14 protein-coding genes, 1 pseudogene and 1 riboswitch are annotated in these 18,075 nt (G+C 36.3%); of the genes and pseudogenes, 7 read left to right on the top strand and 8 right to left on the bottom strand.

The genetic code is table 11. The annotated features are described in order from the left end of the window. The first annotated feature begins 108 nt into the window (after positions 1–108). The 7 genes from QOX35_RS12915 (at position 109) to cbiD (ending at position 7,676) form a co-directional block, all read left to right on the top strand. Positions 109–903, top strand: coding sequence for a DUF6597 domain-containing transcriptional factor (locus QOX35_RS12915; RefSeq protein ID WP_283687274.1), 795 nt, complete (start codon positions 109–111; stop codon positions 901–903). 171 nt (positions 904–1,074) lie between these two features. After that, positions 1,075–1,479, top strand: coding sequence for a RidA family protein (locus QOX35_RS12910; protein WP_283687273.1), 405 nt, complete (start codon positions 1,075–1,077; stop codon positions 1,477–1,479). A gap of 11 nt (positions 1,480–1,490) precedes the next feature. Then, positions 1,491–1,692, top strand: a riboswitch (cobalamin riboswitch). A gap of 282 nt (positions 1,693–1,974) precedes the next feature. After that, positions 1,975–2,682, top strand: coding sequence for a precorrin-2 C(20)-methyltransferase (locus tag QOX35_RS12905; protein ID WP_283687272.1), 708 nt, complete (start codon positions 1,975–1,977; stop codon positions 2,680–2,682). Positions 2,683–2,687: 5 nt separating this feature from the next. Continuing rightward, positions 2,688–3,818: an ABC transporter substrate-binding protein gene (locus QOX35_RS12900; protein ID WP_283687271.1), complete on the top strand. Its 1,131-nt coding sequence runs from the start codon at positions 2,688–2,690 to the stop codon at positions 3,816–3,818. Then, a complete protein-coding gene (locus QOX35_RS12895) occupies positions 3,819–4,850 on the top strand; it encodes an iron chelate uptake ABC transporter family permease subunit (protein WP_283687270.1) in 1,032 nt (343 codons plus the stop codon). Then, positions 4,837–5,856, top strand: a complete 1,020-nt coding sequence (locus QOX35_RS12890; protein WP_283687269.1) for an ABC transporter ATP-binding protein — start codon at positions 4,837–4,839, stop codon at positions 5,854–5,856. Before QOX35_RS12895 ends, QOX35_RS12890 begins: the two co-directional genes overlap by 14 nt. After that, positions 5,853–7,676 carry a cobalt-precorrin-5B (C(1))-methyltransferase CbiD gene (gene cbiD, locus QOX35_RS12885; RefSeq protein ID WP_283687268.1) on the top strand — a complete coding sequence of 608 codons (1,824 nt, stop codon included), beginning with the start codon at positions 5,853–5,855 and terminating at the stop codon, positions 7,674–7,676. The genes QOX35_RS12890 and cbiD overlap by 4 nt, the downstream gene beginning before the upstream one ends. 7 nt (positions 7,677–7,683) lie before the next feature. Here cbiD and cobM read toward each other — a convergent pair whose 3' ends face one another. From cobM to QOX35_RS12850, 8 genes and pseudogenes are all read right to left on the bottom strand, one after another. Further along, complete coding sequence (cobM, locus tag QOX35_RS12880) at positions 7,684–9,501, bottom strand: precorrin-4 C(11)-methyltransferase (RefSeq protein WP_283687267.1); 1,818 nt, start codon at positions 9,499–9,501, stop codon at positions 7,684–7,686. Then, entirely contained in the window at positions 9,498–10,691 is a 1,194-nt protein-coding gene (gene cbiE, locus QOX35_RS12875; protein ID WP_283687265.1) for a precorrin-6y C5,15-methyltransferase (decarboxylating) subunit CbiE, read from the bottom strand. Before cbiE ends, cobM begins: the two co-directional genes overlap by 4 nt. Before the next feature lie 10 nt (positions 10,692–10,701). After that, complete coding sequence (cobJ, locus tag QOX35_RS12870) at positions 10,702–12,111, bottom strand: precorrin-3B C(17)-methyltransferase (RefSeq protein WP_283687264.1); 1,410 nt, start codon at positions 12,109–12,111, stop codon at positions 10,702–10,704. Positions 12,112–12,118: 7 nt separating this feature from the next. After that, on the bottom strand, positions 12,119–13,615 hold the full coding sequence (locus tag QOX35_RS12865) for a PepSY domain-containing protein (protein ID WP_283687262.1): 1,497 nt from the start codon (positions 13,613–13,615) through the stop codon (positions 12,119–12,121). A 2-nt stretch (positions 13,616–13,617) separates the two neighbouring features. After that, positions 13,618–15,207 (bottom strand): TonB-dependent receptor, encoded by a 1,590-nt coding sequence (locus tag QOX35_RS12860; protein ID WP_502846771.1) that lies wholly within the window; start codon positions 15,205–15,207, stop codon positions 13,618–13,620. Between the two features lie 309 nt (positions 15,208–15,516). After that, positions 15,517–15,792 (bottom strand): annotated as a pseudogene (locus QOX35_RS16485) (TonB-dependent receptor plug domain-containing protein); the annotation flags it as partial. A gap of 220 nt (positions 15,793–16,012) precedes the next feature. Beyond that, positions 16,013–16,948, bottom strand: a complete 936-nt coding sequence (locus QOX35_RS12855; RefSeq protein WP_283687260.1) for a sirohydrochlorin cobaltochelatase — start codon at positions 16,946–16,948, stop codon at positions 16,013–16,015. Beyond that, a complete protein-coding gene (locus tag QOX35_RS12850; protein ID WP_283687259.1) occupies positions 16,945–18,075 on the bottom strand; it encodes an ABC transporter substrate-binding protein in 1,131 nt (376 codons plus the stop codon). Before QOX35_RS12850 ends, QOX35_RS12855 begins: the two co-directional genes overlap by 4 nt.

Below are 18,075 nucleotides of genomic sequence, written 5' to 3'. Positions count from 1 at the left end.
TTAAAAGATTTATCTTTGTAATATAAAATAGCCTTCACTTAGCATTGATATGTATTGAGCAACATTCACTCATATTTTAGATTATCTATTTTACATATATAAAGATAAATGTTTTATAAAAAAATTATTCCAATAAAGGCTCTACAAGATTACATCCGATATTTTTGGATATTGGAGGACTTTAAGAATAATTCTAGTGATAAATGTTTTAAGATTATCCCGGATGGACTACCGGCATTAATATTCCAACAAGAACCAAACTTGTTTTTTGATAAAAAGGGACATGCGTTACCTCAATTGTATTTATATGGGCAATATTCTAAATATACGGAGCATACAGTTAGTGGATACTTTAGCGTTATTGGCGTATATTTGCAACCAACGGCTTTAAAAACAATTTTTGGATTAGATGCTTTTGAGTTAAATCATCAAAATATTTCACTTGAAGACATTGTGAGGGATGCTATTCTTGAGCAACTTGTTAACGCAATTTCTTTAGAAGAAAAAATAAGCCTAATCTCTTCTTTCTTCCTTAAGCAAATAGAAAGAGTCAAAAATAATCATAAAAAGTTGGTGCATGCTTCGACATTATTACAAAATGGAAAAACTCTTAAAGAAATCCAATTAGGAATGAATTTGTCGGAGCGAACATTAGAAAGAATTATAAAACAGTCTGTTGGATTATCACCAAAGATATTTTCACGGATTATGCGTTTTCAAGACGGTTTAAATTGTTTGCGTCAGACAAATTTTGAAAATTTTACAGAACTTGCTTATCAATATGATTATTTTGATCAATCGCACTATAACAGAGAATTTAAAGAATTTACAGGAACTAATCCTAGAAATTTCATACTAAATTCAAAAGAGTATTTAGCTAACTTTCCTCAATGGCTTATCTAGCATTTGCTAGCGATGTATTATTTCTACAATTCAATTTACGAGAACTATTGTATTTCTTTTTCTGAGAGTTGTCGGTTTTATCCAATTTCAAATAATACACTACCTATACTTTTGCATTACAAAAGAAATACCGCTTTGGTATTTGGATTGCTTATTTAAAGAAAAATTGAAATGAATAGTGATAAAATCAAAAGAATCGTCAGATTAAATCCCGAGAATATATCAAAGCCTGTTGGAAAATATTCACATGTGACTATAATTCGTAAAAATTCAACTCTATACACTTTCTCCGGACAGATTGGAACTGATAATTATGGAGTTATTCCAGATAGTATGAATGAACAGTTATACAATACATTTAGGAATATTGAACAAATTCTGGAAAGTCAGGATTTAACTTCCGACGATGTTATAAAAGTCAATATCTGGGCTACAGAAGATATTGATTGGGATTTTTTGGACGCAAGATGGGAAAATCTATTTGGTACAATATACCCATCTATGACTATTGCTTATGTGAAGGCATTGGGTTTACCAGAGCTTAAAATTGAAGTTGAAATTTGGGCTTCAAAATAAAAAATATTAATACCTTTGCACTCAGATTTCGGTATTACAATTTCAAAATAGTGAAGTTGTAATAAAAGGGAACCCGGTGTGAATCCGGGGCTGTACCTGCAGCTGTAATTTCTCATAAAATCGGTTGAAAATCCCATGCCACTGTTTCGAAAGAAATGGGAAGGCTTTTAACCGGAGGATAGCCAGAAGACCTGCCAGATCTGACAAATAAACACCAAGCTTCCAGGGATAGGAGTGGTTGTGCAATACATCTTGTATTCATTGCTATTTTATTAATTTTCAGGAAACTCGTTGTTTTATTTTATTAGTTTTTTACAATAATAAAATAAGATATGAGGCATTACATATTTTTGAAGGCAGTATTGGTATGCTGCGGAATATACGAACATACAAAATCCGTATCTCTAAACATATTTATTGTAACTACTACAGGTATTCAGTTGCTTACTTTTTGTTGAATTAAGCAGATTGTAACTATAATAATTTTAAATAAATATGTCTGATTTCGTTACATTTGTATCTCTTGGGCCAGGTGATGCCGAACTTATAAGCCTAAAAGCCTTAAACGCTTTGCAACAAGCAGATATTATTCTCTGCCCCTCGACTGTTTCACCAGTCGGAAATATGTTATCTCGTAGCCGTGATATTTTATTGGAACTGAATATTAATGATTCTGTTATTTCTCTTTTTGATGTACCGATGAGTAAAGACCGATCACAGGCTATACTCTGTTATAAGGAAGTTGCTGGACTTATAGAAAAGCATTATGAGAAAAGATTAAAAATAGTTGTAGTAGCAGAAGGAGATGCAGGATTTTACTCTTCAACTCATTATATATCAGATAATCTTATATCAAAAAATATTCCTACAGAACGTATTGCCGGCATTCCAGCGTTTGTTGCCTGTGCAGCTCTTGCCAATATCCATATAGCCAAACAAGAAGAAGAATTGCATATCATTCCCGGGATAATATCATCGAATGATTTAACGAAAAGAATAGCAACAGGAAACTCTATCGTGATAATGAAACCTTCTCAATCGGAACAGGCTATAAAGCAGGCTATGTCTTCAATAGATAAAGTGGAAATACATTATTTTGAGAATGTAGGAATTAAAGAAAAAGAATTCTATACGCAGGATATACATAAAATAATAGATCGCAAGTTTCCTTATTTCTCACTATTAATAATTACAAAAGAATAATCTGGATGAAAAAACTACTTTTTACCTTATTTACTCTGGTTATTGCATTTTCGGGCTGTAATCAAAATAAGAATGCAAAAACTATCGGAGATCGAAACACTGCAGATTCTATGAATATTAAATATGCCAAAGGTTTCAAAGTGATTAGCTTCGCAAACTATAAATTAGTTGATATAACCGATCCATCCGGGGAGAGCGATATGCATTACAAATACGCTCTGGTCAATAGAGGGAGTAACAAAGAAGGCATACCTGCTGATTATCAGATTATAGAAATACCTGTCCGCAGTGTAATTTGTATGACCACACTGCAACTATCGAACTTTATTAAGCTCAAAGCATTGGATAAGGTTGTGGGGATAACCAGCACTCGCTTTCTTTTTAATGAACAGATAAATAGACAACTCAAAGAAGGCAAGACCAGTAAAATTGGTATAGAAGGTGAATTTGACAATGAGGCAATTCTCGCCCTAAATCCGGATATTATACTTGTTTCACCATTCAAAAAAGGGGGATACGATGCGATTCGAAACCTGGATATACCATTAATTAGTTTTTTAGGATATAAAGAAAGTTCTCCTTTGGGACAGGCTGAATGGATTAAGTTCATTGCTATGCTATTAGGAATAGAAGAACAAGCCAATAAACAGTTTGATGATATAGAAAACAAGTATAATAAATTAAAAGTATTGTCTGCTTCTGTTTCAGAACGTCCCACAGTGTTGAGCGGTGAATTACATTCGGGGAACTGGTATGTAGTTGGAGGAAACAGCTATCTGGCACAACTATTCAGAGATGCAGGAGCCAATTATTTTATGAAAAATGATAACGAATCCGGAGGTTTTTATGTTGATTTCGAAACTGTTTATTCGCAGGGGGCAAATACTGACTATTGGCGGATGGTGAATAGCCACGATGGAACATTCACTTACGATGCTTTGAAACAAAGTGATACTCGATATGCAGATTTTAAAGCTTTTAAGGATAAAAAGCTTATATATTGTAATCTGCGAGAGAAACCTTTCTATGAAAATACTCCTGTAGAGCCCGAAGTAGTTTTAGCCGATTTGATAAAAATATTTCATCCGTCATTGTTACCCGAATATGTTCCTGGTTATTACGAATTACTTAAATAAATGAAACGTCCCCTGATAGTTTTTGCACTGATTTCTACCTCTATACTCGTTTTCTTCATTCTGAATCTGGTATTGGGCACAATTTCCATACCGGTAGGTTCAGTTTGGAATATTCTATTCGGAATAAAGGAAGAGTCTATAATCTGGGAGAATATTATCTGGAAATCTCGTTTTCCTCAAACTATTACAGCCTTAGTAGCTGGCGCGGGACTATCTATTAGTGGATTACAGATGCAGACACTATTTCGAAATCCATTAGCCGGACCTTCCGAACTTGGAATTAGCTCAGGTGCAAGTCTGGGTGTAGCTTTTATTATCCTACTTTCAGGTAGTGTTGGAGGAACAGCACTGATCAAGATGGGATTGTTTGGCGAGATAGCAATATCTATAGCGGCAGTAGCAGGTGCTTTGGCTATAATGATTATCATTATAACTATTTCTCGGTTTGTAAGAGGAAACGTTATCCTGCTTATTATCGGCGTTATGATAGGGTATATTGCAACAGCTATCATTGGAGTACTGAAATTCTTTAGTAACGATGATGATGTAAGAGCTTATGTAATCTGGGGTTTGGGTAGTTTTTCTAAAGTTTCAGGTAATCAAGTGTATACTTTTGTGGGCATTATGATTGTATTAATACCTCTTTCATTCCTATTGATAAAGACTCTCAATCTGATGCTTTTAGGCGACGGTTATGCACGTAACCTTGGATTGAATGTAAAACGAGCCCGGCTCTATGTTATTGTTTGTTCGTGCATCATTACTGCTATTGTAACAGCTTACTGCGGGCCTATCGTTTTTTTGGGGCTGGCTGTACCTCACTTATGCAGAACTATTTTTGTTTCATCCGACCATCGGATACTCATGCCTGCTGTAACCCTTACTGGTGCTTCTCTGGCTCTTTTTTGTAATTTGGTGGCCCGTATGCCGGGATTCGAAGGGGCATTACCTATCAATTCGGTAACAGCATTGATTGGCGCACCTATTGTAATTTCTGTCTTATTCGGTAAACGCAAAAATGAAGTCAGTTAAAGCTATGCATAAGAAAGAAAAGACAATAGAGTTAAAAGAGCTTGCTATAGGTTATTCATCCAAAAAGAATGTAAAAGTGATAGCCGAACATATCACTTCTGATATATGCAGCGGAGAGCTTACCTGTTTGCTGGGTGCAAATGGTATTGGCAAATCTACTTTGTTAAGGACATTAACCGCCTTTCAGCCGAAATTGTCTGGAGATATCGTTATTCATGGAAAAAAAATAGAGAAGTATCCAGAAAAAGAGCTAGCTACGTTAATTGGAGTCGTATTGACTGAAAAGTTCGAAATAAAAAATATGACATCCTATCAGCTAATTGGCTTAGGACGCAGTCCATATACCGGGTTTTGGGGAAAGTTAACACTAGAAGATAAAGAGAAAATAGAAGAGGCCATTTCACTCGTAAAAATAGAAAATCTATCTGAGCGAATGGTTGACACACTAAGTGACGGAGAGCGCCAAAAAGTGATGATTGCTAAAGCTCTGGCACAGGAGACTCCGATTATCCTTTTGGATGAGCCTACTGCATTTCTGGATTTTCCGAGCAAAGTAGAACTGATGCAATTATTACATCAGTTATCTCGCAAAACAAATAAAACAATCTTCTTATCTACCCACGATCTTGATCAGGCTTTGCAGATAGCAGACAAAATATGGTTGATGGATAGTGAACACGGGATTCAGATAGGTACTCCCGAAGACTTATCTTTAGATGGAAATCTGAGCAACTTCTTTGCTCGAAAAGGCATTGTCTTTGACCAATATACAGGTTTGTTTAGAGTCGAGAATGATTTTAATAAGCAAATAAAAGTTATAGGACATGGACAAATATATGCTATGATTCGTAAAGCCTTTTTACGCAATGGGATTTTAGCTTCACGCGATATTGAATCTGATTTCTCTGTCGAAATTAAGGCAAACAACATTCTATTGTACAAGCCGGAACAATTACCTATAGCAATTAAAAGTATAGAAGAACTCTTAAACCATATCATGATATGATACTTATATTTGGAGGAACGACAGAAGGCCGTAAAGTGGTCGCCGTTTGTGAAAGTGCAGCCAAGCATTTCTATTATTCAACCAAAACCAAATCACAGAAAATAGAAACGGCACATGGCACTCATATTACCGGAGGTTTAGATGAGAAAGGCATAATAGATTTTTGCAAAGAGAAAGGTATAAAGCTAATTGTAGATGCAGCCCATCCTTTTGCAGAAGTATTGCATCAGAATATAGTACAAGCATCTCGTGAATTAAATATCCCGGTTATCAGATATGAACGCAACTATGCCAAACATGAAAAAGATTTGCTTTGGTTTGGGTCTTATAATGAAGCTATTGAACATCTAGAAAAAAACAATATAGATAATTTGCTTGCCCTAACCGGCGTAAATACTGTTGCTAAACTAAAACCTTACTGGCAGAAGCATAATTGCTGGTTCAGAATATTAGATAGAGACGAATCACGCTCTATCATACAACAAGAGAATTTCCCAATAGAACAGGTTTTATATTATCAACAAGGTGAAGATGAAACCTTACTCTTTGAGAAGTTTAAACCTCAGGCAATCATAACAAAAGAGAGCGGCGAATCCGGTGGCTTCAATGAGAAGGTTATCGCAGCCCGGAAACTGAATATTCCCGTTCTTGTCGTGAAACGTCCGACTCTATCTCCTGATTTTATATCAGTCTATGGAGAGAATGGATTAAGGAAGCAGATAGAAAAACTTCTGCCTGATTTTTTCGATCTTAAAACCGGATACACCACCGGGACTTGTGCTACGGCCGCAACTAAAGCTGCTTTAACAGCATTATTGACCAGGGAAAATCAAACCGAAATTAGCATAACTCTTCCAAATGGAGAATGGATAAAACTTCCCATTCATTCGACTATATTAGAAGGTAACTTTGCGAGTTGCTCTGTGATAAAGGATGCCGGAGATGACCCGGATGTAACTAACGGACACGAGATAGTATCTACTGTACAATTAATTCATGAACACAAAGGAGTTCGCTTTCTGCAAGGAAAAGGAGTTGGAGTAGTTACTTTACCGGGTTTAGGTCTTGAAATAGGAGGGCCTGCCATTAATAAAACTCCCCGAATGATGATGAAGCGCGAGCTCTTCAAAGTTATGCGTCATTATCAGGATAAATTGCCGGAACAAAATTTAAAGACAGGAATAGACGTCTCTATATCTGTACCGAAAGGTGAAGAAATTGCATTAAAGACTTTTAATCCGAAACTCGGAATAACGGGAGGTATATCCATTATCGGAACATCGGGTATTGTAAAACCCTTTTCTTCGGAAGCATTTATAGCCTCAATCCGTCGCGAAATGCAGGTTGCCAAAGCATTAGGATGTAAGAATGTGGTTGTCAATTCAGGTGCTAAAAGCGAACGATTTGTGAAACAACAATATCCCAATTTGCCTCCACAGGCTTTTATTCATTATGGTAACTTTATAGGTGAAACTATTATTGCAGCTTCAGAATTAGGCTTCGAGCGTCTTACAATGGGAATAATGATAGGTAAAGCCGTGAAATTAGCTGAAGGTTCATTAGATACCCATAGTAAAAAGGTGATTATGAATAAGGAGTTTATTTCGACATTAGCGAAAGAAGCCCGTTGTTCAGAGACTACAATAGACGCTATACAACAAATAACCATGGCACGACAGTTATGGGATGTTATTCCCGAAACAAAAGCTACATTCTTTTCATTGATAGTAAGAAGATGCCATCAGGTATGTATTCCTTTATTTCCCAATGGCACATTAGATATCTTATTAATTGATGAGTTCGGTAATATCAGGCAATGAGCTTTATCTAAGACCGAAACAAGTGTTTGAACTGATGTGAATAAAGTTTAGACAATCCCTGGCGATTTCCGATAGCTTCTCCTACAACTATCATTGTTGTCAAGGTTAGTTCATTTTCTTTGACAATTTTAGCTAAGTCTTTTAATTCTCCACGGTATATCTTTTCGTCTTTCCATGTCAGCTTATAACAAGCCGCAACAGGGGTTTCGGGTGGATAATGTTCCATAAGTTCCTGCTGAACCTGATCTACAACTGACGCACTCAAGAAAATACACATTGTACTTTGTGAACGTGCCAGCAAATGTAACTTTTCTTTTTCCGGCATAGGAGTTCGTCCTTCTCCTCTTGTCAGAATGATTGTCTGTACTTTTTCCGGTATAGTAAATTGAGATTCTAAGGCAGCGGCAGCAGCTAGAAAAGAAGATATGCCGGGTGTAATATGGTAGGACATATTATACTTATCGAAGAAAGCCATTTGCTCTTGAATAGCACCATAAATACACGGATCTCCCGTATGTAAACGGACAATGAGTTTACCTTTATCATAAAACTTTTTCATTATCTCAAACTGCTCTTCTAAATCCATAGAAGCAGAACTCCGCACTGTCGCTCCCTGCTTAGCACAATAAGTCAGTTCTACAGGTACAAGGCTTCCCGCATATAGAATCAAGTCGGCTGCTTCCAGGAAATGACGTCCTTTTACTGAAATTAAATCAGGATCACCCGGACCTGCTCCAACAATTTCAATATGTCCCTGACAAATTGCCTTTCTATCTATTGCTATAGCAAATGTGAAGTCATTTCCATCGCTTAGTTTTCCCTTTTGTTTTTCTAATATAAGAGAGCCTCCGCCTGCACTTTTTATAGCCGAAGATTCAGCAACACCTGCCACAGTTGTTACTTCTTTAACCTTTTCGGATGGATTGGCAACTTCAATATCCCTCAATTCATTTGCTGTGTAAATATTTACAGGAATACTCTTAAAATGAGATTGAACTACTTTCAGCAAAGGCTCATCTTTCTTTATATCTATCGATGAAATATCTTTAATAGAAGCTATAGCTATATTGTTTTTATTTAAGGCTTCAGCTATATATTCACCGATACCGATAGGATTACATTCCTTACGGCAACCTACACCGAGGTGTAAAACTTTCGGATGATAATAAATTGTCTGAATATCTGTTTGCGGGTAGAGATAAGGTGTAACGGCGATTAGAAGCTTATATTCAGATAGATTAATATCCTTGTAATTGTAATATAACTTTACATGTTCAGGGACTCTGCGTTCAAGATATTGAGTTCCTTCATCATTTATATCTAGTAGAAGAGCTGTCGTTTTTTTATTTACAAAAGTAATCAGTGGCTCATTGAAATCAGCGGTATTTGATGTAGTTGTCCATTCATATTTTTCTCCAAGGGTATCTAATGCCCACAAGTTGGTATTATCGCTTTGAGTAGTAATAATAGCCTCAGCCCCCAATATGTGAGCAATACGTTGAGTCAGATCATTTGCTCCTCCCACATGACCTGAAAGAACAGAGATAACATATTTCCCGGTACTATCTATATTTACAATGGCAGGGTCGGTATGCTTATCTTTTATATATGGAGCAATACTCCGCACACAGATTCCCATTGCTCCAATAAAAAGAATTGATCCTACTTTATCAAAAATATCACTTATACAATCACTTATAGATGATATCTGAATTGTTCCTTCAATGTCGGCCTTGGTGAATATTACAGTTTTTTCTAGTTCGTTTTGAATAGTTCTAGCTATTTGCAAACTACTTTCTGATGTTAATATTATAGCATTCTTCATTTTGATATTTTTTTAGCTTTCATTACTTCTATCGTATTAAAGTCGTCAACTTTGATAGCAATACATTGTTCCAATTGCAGATTGTTATTTTCTATAGCTTGAAGAAACATCTCTTTACTATCTACCGATACGGAATTAAAAACAATCACTCCTTCAGGATTGAGAACAGTAGATACCCCTCTCATTATCTCGTTCATCTTACCTCCATGCCCTCCTATAAATACCGCATCGGGTGTTGGCAGAGCTGTAATATCTATATCCGTAAAGTCTCCTATAAAAGATTGAATACCAGGAGTACCAAATTTGTAGGAGTTACTTTCTATCAACTCTTTGCCTTCCTCCCTCTTCTCAAAAGCTAATACTTTAAGGTGTGGAAACTGTATCTTTGCTTCGATAGAGACAGAACCTGTACAAAATCCGATATCCCAAAAGACAGATTTATCTCTCAAGTCCAACAGACTAAGAGACAACAACCGTATAGGCATTTTAGTTATCATTTTTGCACGTCCATCCAAAAGATAGAAATCATTTTCAGGAATACCCAAAGGACGGTAACGGCTGGTTGTCTTTTGTAGAATAAGATTGTTAGGAAATGAAAATTTTTTATCTAAAATATCTTTTAGTTCCGATGTTGTAACCTTCTCTTTTTCTTTATTTCCCAACAATTCCCCAATACTTACCTTATAATTATTATATCCATAGTCAAGCATTCGTTGAATAATCGCAGATGGAGTATGTTCTTTATTATCTGTCAGTACACCTATCTTATCGCATCCCAGAATTAGGGCTTCATCGAATTTATCCCATGCTCGACCTGTTAGTGAGACAATATGCATATCCTGATAAGGTATCAGTAAACGGTGTGCCAACAATTGCAAGGAGTTGAAAAACGGATAAAGAACAATTTCTGCATCCGGTATCTCTCGTTGAATTGTATTTGCAAAGCCAAAAAACAATGGGTCACCTGAAGCAAAAACTACAATTTCTTTATATTTACTGTATTGTTCAAAAACAGTAGATAAAGGTATTGTTATATTTATCCAGGATGAGTCTTCAGGCAAAAGAGACTTAACAATCTCATAATGTCTTGCCCCTCCTGAAAAAACAGAATGGTTATTAATAATGTCCAGTATATCAAGATTGAAATATTGGCTTTGATTATCATCTATACCTATTACATAGAATTTCATAACTATCTCTTTATACGTCTCTTCCTGGTTTTAATTGTTCCGCATCATCAAAAGTAAGAATGGAGTTTATCAATGTTGCAGCCAGATTACTTCCTCCTTTACGCCCTTCAATTATTAGCTTGGGCACATCAATAAAAGGCTTGACCATATGCTTTGATTCACATACATTGACGAAGCCAACTGGAGCAGCTATTATTCCCGCAGGTTTTGCCTTATCTTTTCGTATTAGTTCGCATAGTTCCATCAGCGCAGTCGGTGCATTTCCGAATACAAAGAGAGCATTAGGATATTCTTCCACAGCCAAACGAATACCTGCTTGTGTACGAGTTATACCTTTCAGCTTAGCCAATTCAGCCACTCGTTCGTCATGCAGATAACATTTTACATCTATACTCAATCGCTCCAAAGCCCCTCTGCGAATCCCCGAGGCAACCATCGTAACATCAGTAATAATAGTCTTTACGTTGCCATTTACAAATTCAGAATGAAGCCTTTCAACCGCTCTTGCATCCGTATATAGGATATTTTCCATATCAAAATCAGCTGTCGTATGAATAGCATGAAGTAAAGCCCATTTCTTATCTAATGAGATGTTCTTATTCTTCAATTCACTTTCGATAGTACGGAAACTGCGTATCATTATATCCTGTCCGATGCCTACATCTTCGTTCTTTTCTTCTCTGTAATATCCACGGGGTGTTACAATATGATTTTCACCGAAAATATAAGACTGAGAATTACCGATAATGACAATGGTAAACATATCTATTTCTTGGGGATCAAACTCACTCAGAGTTGTCACATTAATCTGCTGTTCGTCACGTCCGGCCTGACGGATATAGCCAATTGGTGTTTCGAGCGAACGCTCCTTTCTGAATAATTCTATCAGGCGGTTTATCTGCCAGTAGCGTCCATTACTCTTAGGATTATAGATTGCTGTAACAAAGTCAGCAGAAGCTGCGGCTATAATTCTTTTTTCTATCCTATCCCAGGGCGTCATTAGGTCGGATAGTGAAATGATGCAGAAATCGTGTCCTATAGGAGCTCCTAATAAAGCGGCGGCTTTTTGGAAAGCACTAATACCCGGCAAGACTTCAATCTCTATCGAGCTTTGTTTCTCCTTCTTCATCTCATAAACAAGCGGAGCCATTCCGTAAATGCCTGCATCTCCCGAACTGATTACACTGACCGTTTTACCTTGCTCTGCATATCGGAAAGCTTCTTTAGCCCGTTCCCTTTCTTTTTTCATACCTGTATCGATACAGAGGCTGTCGGGCTTAATAATATCTTCTATAAACTGAAAATAGTATTTATAACCTACAATCACATCCGATATACGAATGGCATCCAATACAGCCGGAGTTATATCTTCCTTCGATCCCGGACCTATCCCTGCAACTATTATTTTTCCTGTCGACATATTAAAATTATTTATCTTCTTTTTCTTTGATACAAAGAGATTTCTTCAACTTCCTTACTTTTTTTATAATATATTTTATTCCCAGCCATACCCCCGTAATAGAAACGAATGTACCGCCTATCAATGTTATCCACATTGTAATGTTCCACAGAATAGGATGTTTTGCGAAGAATCCGGTTTTGTAACTATGCAATGCCTGATAAGTCCATTTGTGAACCTTACTGTTGGTATTAAAATATCGAATATTCCCATTTTTAGGATTAATATAATAAGTACTGTTGTCAGCATCAGCCACCTCTACTTTATATACAGGTAATGGTAGATGGTCTGTTAAGCCGACGTAATAGTTATCATATTTGCTCATTAATGATATTTTCATCGGCTCAATGTGAACCTCAGCCAGATTAGCCTTTATATCAGGTTCTTTCAGGTTTAAAAGTTTAAGACTATCTTCCGAAGCATCTATTGTTAACAGTTTCTTTCCTACGATAATCTTGTATAATGGTTTTTGTCCGAAATACGCCCATTCTACACTCTTTATCTCTTCCGAATAAGCCTCTACAACTTTTTGAACATTCAGTTTGTAGTCCTGAAGAATAACAGGGTGGGGTAGAAGCATATTTTCCTCAATAGATGGATTGTGCACTTTCGCAATCCAATCTGGAACATCGTTTAAAGACATCATTCCACTAAATGTAAACGTGAAAACAAATATCCCGAAAATAAAGCCCATGATATGATGCCATTTATATGCAAATTTTCGATATGGGCTTTCCCATTTATTTTTTTTACGATGCTTTATGATGTACGAACGTATACCGATGATGATACCTGCAATGCAGACCAAACAGCCTATGCCGGATAAACAAGTTATAACATTAGTCCAGAGTTTTGTATTTTGCCTTAATGAAGTAAAGTATACCCAATGTGGGATTGCACCCAGCCATGACCAGAAACGATTATCTTTATTCGTAAATTGCAATGCGTCTCCTGTTTGCGAAGAGATATAAAGTTGATGTTTATCCTGATCTCCAAAATAGAACTTATAAATAGGAAAATCTTTTTTTAGATAGCTAAAAGGAATCCATTGTTCAAGTTCGCGAAGAGTATCTACTTTTACAATATCTGCATTACACCATTTTTTAGCATACTCTTCTATCTGAGGAAAAGATGGTGTTATTTTTATCTTATTCGATACTGCTGCACTATCCGCAGATATTTCGGCAGTGCCTTCTTTCGATATGCTTTCAAAAAAAGCTTTTCCGGCATACGATCTTAGCGATAGTTTGGTGAATGTTGTTCCTTCAGGTAAACATTTTACAAGTGAATCTGGAGATAGAATATTCCGGGGTAGGATATCCATATGTGCATATCTATCAATATTGGATACACGAGGAAATGTATGATAAATCATGACAAATCCAGACAGGAACCAAACAACGAACAGAATACTGAGAATAGTCCCCAGTATTCTGTGTGTAGAGTATAATATTCTTTTCAACATAATTATCTAAGGCTATATGCCAATGATAGCATAAAATTACGAGGCATGCCCGGAACACGTTGTGTACCATAGACAGCCTGATTACTATACTTCTTATCAAATACATTATTTACATTTCCCGAAAGTCTTATACCGTTTTTTAAAGGATAAGAAATACCCATATCTGTCAGCCAGTACGATGAGAAAGACATACTTTTAGCATAATTCGTATATACCTTATCCATAAAAGATACGCTCAGGTTGTATGACAAACCTCTGAAAATTCCTTTCGGAACAACAATATTTCCGTATGCATAAAATGTATTATGAGGAACCAATGTTATATTCTGGCTATCGATGCTTACATACTTGTTGGGTTGTATATCAAGAGTTTTTGTATCTGTATAAGAATATCCCAAATTGAAAGAAGAAAAATGAGTTGGCGTAATAGCCACTTCAATATCGAATCCCTTAGATTCTTCACTTCCTACCTGTCCAATGATTGACTTCATTACAGGAGTTCCGTTTGCATCTGAGCCGACACTTAACCGTCCGAAACTTCTTACAACATCATTCTTACGAATGTAGAAAACACTGGCTGATACCTGTAAAATGCTTTTATAAGTATATCGGGTACCTGCTTCAAACTGATAACCTTTTTCCGGATCGAAGATCCCTTTCCCGCTTTCAATATCTATTTCACTACCATTTTGGTTCAGATAAATTGTATTTGCAGCAGAGAATGTACGAGAAGGACGAAAATACGATGCTACCGATGTATAAATAGAAAGCTCAGATATAGGTAGAAATACCATTCCGGCACGGTATGTAAATGCAGAATTGGTCGCAATACTATATGGAGTTTGCTCTGATTTGTGATATTCACGTATGCCATCATAAGTATTTGCCCCTGTACGCATATATTTGTACATATCATATCTTGCAGCCAGCAATAATTTGAATTTTTCGTGAAACTCTATTAAATCCTGAAAATAGATTCCGTGTGTATAATCTTTGGTTATAATTGCTTTACTAAACTTTGATTTCATATACCCCATGCTCTGAGGGTTGTTTACAGCTATAATAGAGTATATTCCGGGGCCATAGATATCGTATTCGCGATTGAATTTATCGTTTTCTGGAGCATTATTGTATCCTGTATATGAATTGCGAAACATTTGAGAAAATGAATAGCCTCCAATGAAATTGTGTTTGATATTCCCTGTATAAAAATCGCCGGATAATTCTAGTTGATTACCTAAAGTTTTAGCTATATGAGAAAAACGCAAAGGATATGTAAGCTGAACAGAGTCGAGATTTATATACATCTTGTAAGTCCCCTTATCTATATAATGTTTATATACAGGATCCATACTATACAGATAGCTGAGCTCTTCTGTTCCCAGATAATTTATGTCATCGTACTTGTATGATAAATAATTTGTTAGTTTCATAGACTTGCTAAATTTTTTCTCATACTTTCCTGATATATCCCATCCGTTGTTTTTAAGAAAATCTGATTCATTATTATATCTCTTCTTTTCATTTAATCTGGGGATTTCTTGCCCTGCCTTCAAGTAAAGAGTACCATCAGCATTATATACATCGGCCATCATTACAGGAGGAAGTCCTGTTTCAGTACCATACCAGTCGCGATGAAAACTACCTCTTACATCAATCCTGCTTGTCGCATCAATATCTGCACCAAGAGCTAAATATCCGGAGAGCCGCTTGTTACCTGTAGCACGCCATCCATCCTGATCGCTATAATTAAAATTTGCACGGTAATTCAGAGGACCGGCAAGGTTACCTCCAAAATCCATATTTGCCTGCTTGTTGTTCCAACTGCCATACGACATTTTCATATTAACTACAGTTTGGGGTGTAGGAGATTTCCTTACAATATTCAATACTCCTCCCAATACAGAGTGCCCATACAATACAGAAGCTGGCCCTTTCAAAAGTTCCATAGATTCTACATTGGTAAGATCTGAAAAGGGATACGAATTTATCATAGTACGCTCATCTCTTACTCCGTCAATCATAATGGGCGTATAAGTCATACCTCGCACATAGAGCGTCTGAAAGGCTCCATAGCTGGTGTTCATTCTTACACCGGGTAAAAATTTCACAGCATCTTCAATATTTGAGATTCCTCTTATTTCGAGATCTTTGTAAGAAACTGTACTTACTGACATTGGTAGATATTGTAAAGGAACATTCAGTTTTCCTATCTCTACTTTCTTTTTGGATGCTCCGAATATCTCAACTTCCTGGATAGAATATACAGTATCGGTCATACTTTTGTTCTGTGCAAAAGTATTCACGGAAACTATTATGATAATTATTATATAAAGTATACGTTTCATAAATATTAGTAAAAAATATTAGCTTTTTAAGTGTTCTATAGATAAACCATTAGTATTCAAGTGTTATCTTTTCTCCCGTTTTTTCATATATGGATTTTTTCTCCATTATATCGACTTTACGATGAGTAGTTATAAATTGTAGATGAGATAAATATATTTCCCTGATTTTAGGGTTTTCTCCTAGCCCCTGAAGGTTTTCGGTTACAGATAAACCTTCTTTTTTAAGATTTTCGACCCAATCTCCGGCAATATCATTCTTTGCATGTTCTCCCGCTACAAACATAAATGGCATAAGAACAACCTCTTTCAAGCCCGAAGCCTTTAATTGTGCTAAAACATCATCAAATTCGGGATAGCCTTCTACAGTTCCTACAAAGCAGTTTGTATATCCCTTCGCTTTAAGCATATAATCGAGCATCGCATATTGGGCTGTTGTAGCATCATAAGTTCCATGTCCGACCCATATATATGCCACATCTTTTTTATTTTCTGCGGTTAAAACCTTTATAACATCTTCGTAGTCTTGTGGAGAATAAAGCAATGGCATACCTATACGTACATCCTTAAACAGTCTGCTCACTTCTTCTACATTCTTGTACAAAGATTCCATTTCCACTCCATCGATAACAGTGGAAGATTGTATTAATATATGTGTGTATCCATCAGCATGAAGTAGTTTTAAAGCTTCTAATGGATTCACTTTATAGATACCACGTTCCGAAAGCCTTTTGATAACAATACGTGAAGAATATGCTTCTCTTACTTCAATAGAAGGGAAAACTTGTTTCACCTGATTATTTAATGCTTCTATTGTCAGTTCGCGAGTATCGTCATGAGTAGTACCAAAGTGAACTATCAGAATAGCAGCTTTATCGTCTGCCTGCATACTTTTAAAAATATCAGAATGCTCGTAACTACCTCCACTATGTGCAAATGTTGCAACAGTGGTAAATAGTATCATAATATATAGTAAAATCCTTTTCATAATATCTCTTCATCTAATGATTTGAAATAGCTTAATTTATTATCTGTGAATAAATTCGGATGAAATATTTTTGCCATGTCTTTCAATATAGAATCGGGATGGATCGGCAAATCCTCAAAATAATGGACTTTGCCGGTATTACATCCCCATATCTGTTTTTTATTAAAAGCACCAAACTGGGCATATATTTTATCTTCTTGTTTCAGCCTGTTATATGTGAAATCTTCTTCTCGATTGTACTTCAACAGCCAGATCTCAGCCAATCCTGCTTTGTCGAGTACCATTTCGGCAGACAAGCGTGTCGATCCGGTTGAATTATCATCATTCCAAACATATTCGCCTCCGGCATCACGTATCAGATTTGCCAGATAACTTTTTCCTCCAGCAATCCGCCATGTTTTACTAAATTTCAGGTCGTTGAATACTGTTGGTTTATTAGATGCATCCTTTACCCTATCTTTTATTTCATTGTATCTGCGTTCTGTTTCTTGGAAAAGCGAGTCGGCTAGCGCTTCTTTTCCGTAAAACAATGCATGGTAGCGTATCCATTCGGCACGACCGAGAGCAGTATCTTCCATATAGTCAGTAGTAGCAATGATAGGAATTCTTAACTTATCCAAATAGCCCATGCCGGTTTCCATCGCTGATACAATAAGTGCAGATGGCATCAGATTGATTAATTGTTCAACATCGGGTTTGTGCATACTGCCCAAATCTATAATCTTTCGGACTTTCAATCGTTCTTGAATATAAGGCAGGTCTATATATTTGGCCTGACAGACCCCTGTTATACGATGCTGCTCATCTATTTCTTGCAACATACTACATTGAATCGTAGAAAAAGCGATCACAGTTTGCAATGGTACTTTTACGATAGTTCCTTCAGGCAGGTTCTTCGGAATTTCTTTATCACGATCAATTAATATATATCGATAGAGAGTACGCACTGTATCCCAAGGGTCACGTACGGTTACCAATTTGTAATCTTCATATTTTTCTACATTGAATCCACGAGCATGTCTTAGCTGATATTTTTCAATATTTTCATTCTCCTTATTCCCGATCGAAGAACAGGAATAAAGAGTTGAGCAGAAAACAAAGAGGTATAATAAGTTTGAAGATTTCAT

This window comes from Dysgonomonas sp. Marseille-Q5470 (assembly GCF_951230145.1).
GTDB lineage: Bacteria > Bacteroidota > Bacteroidia > Bacteroidales > Dysgonomonadaceae > Dysgonomonas.
Note: the sequence above shows the minus strand (reverse complement) of the source record. Positions and strands in the feature narration are given on the sequence as shown.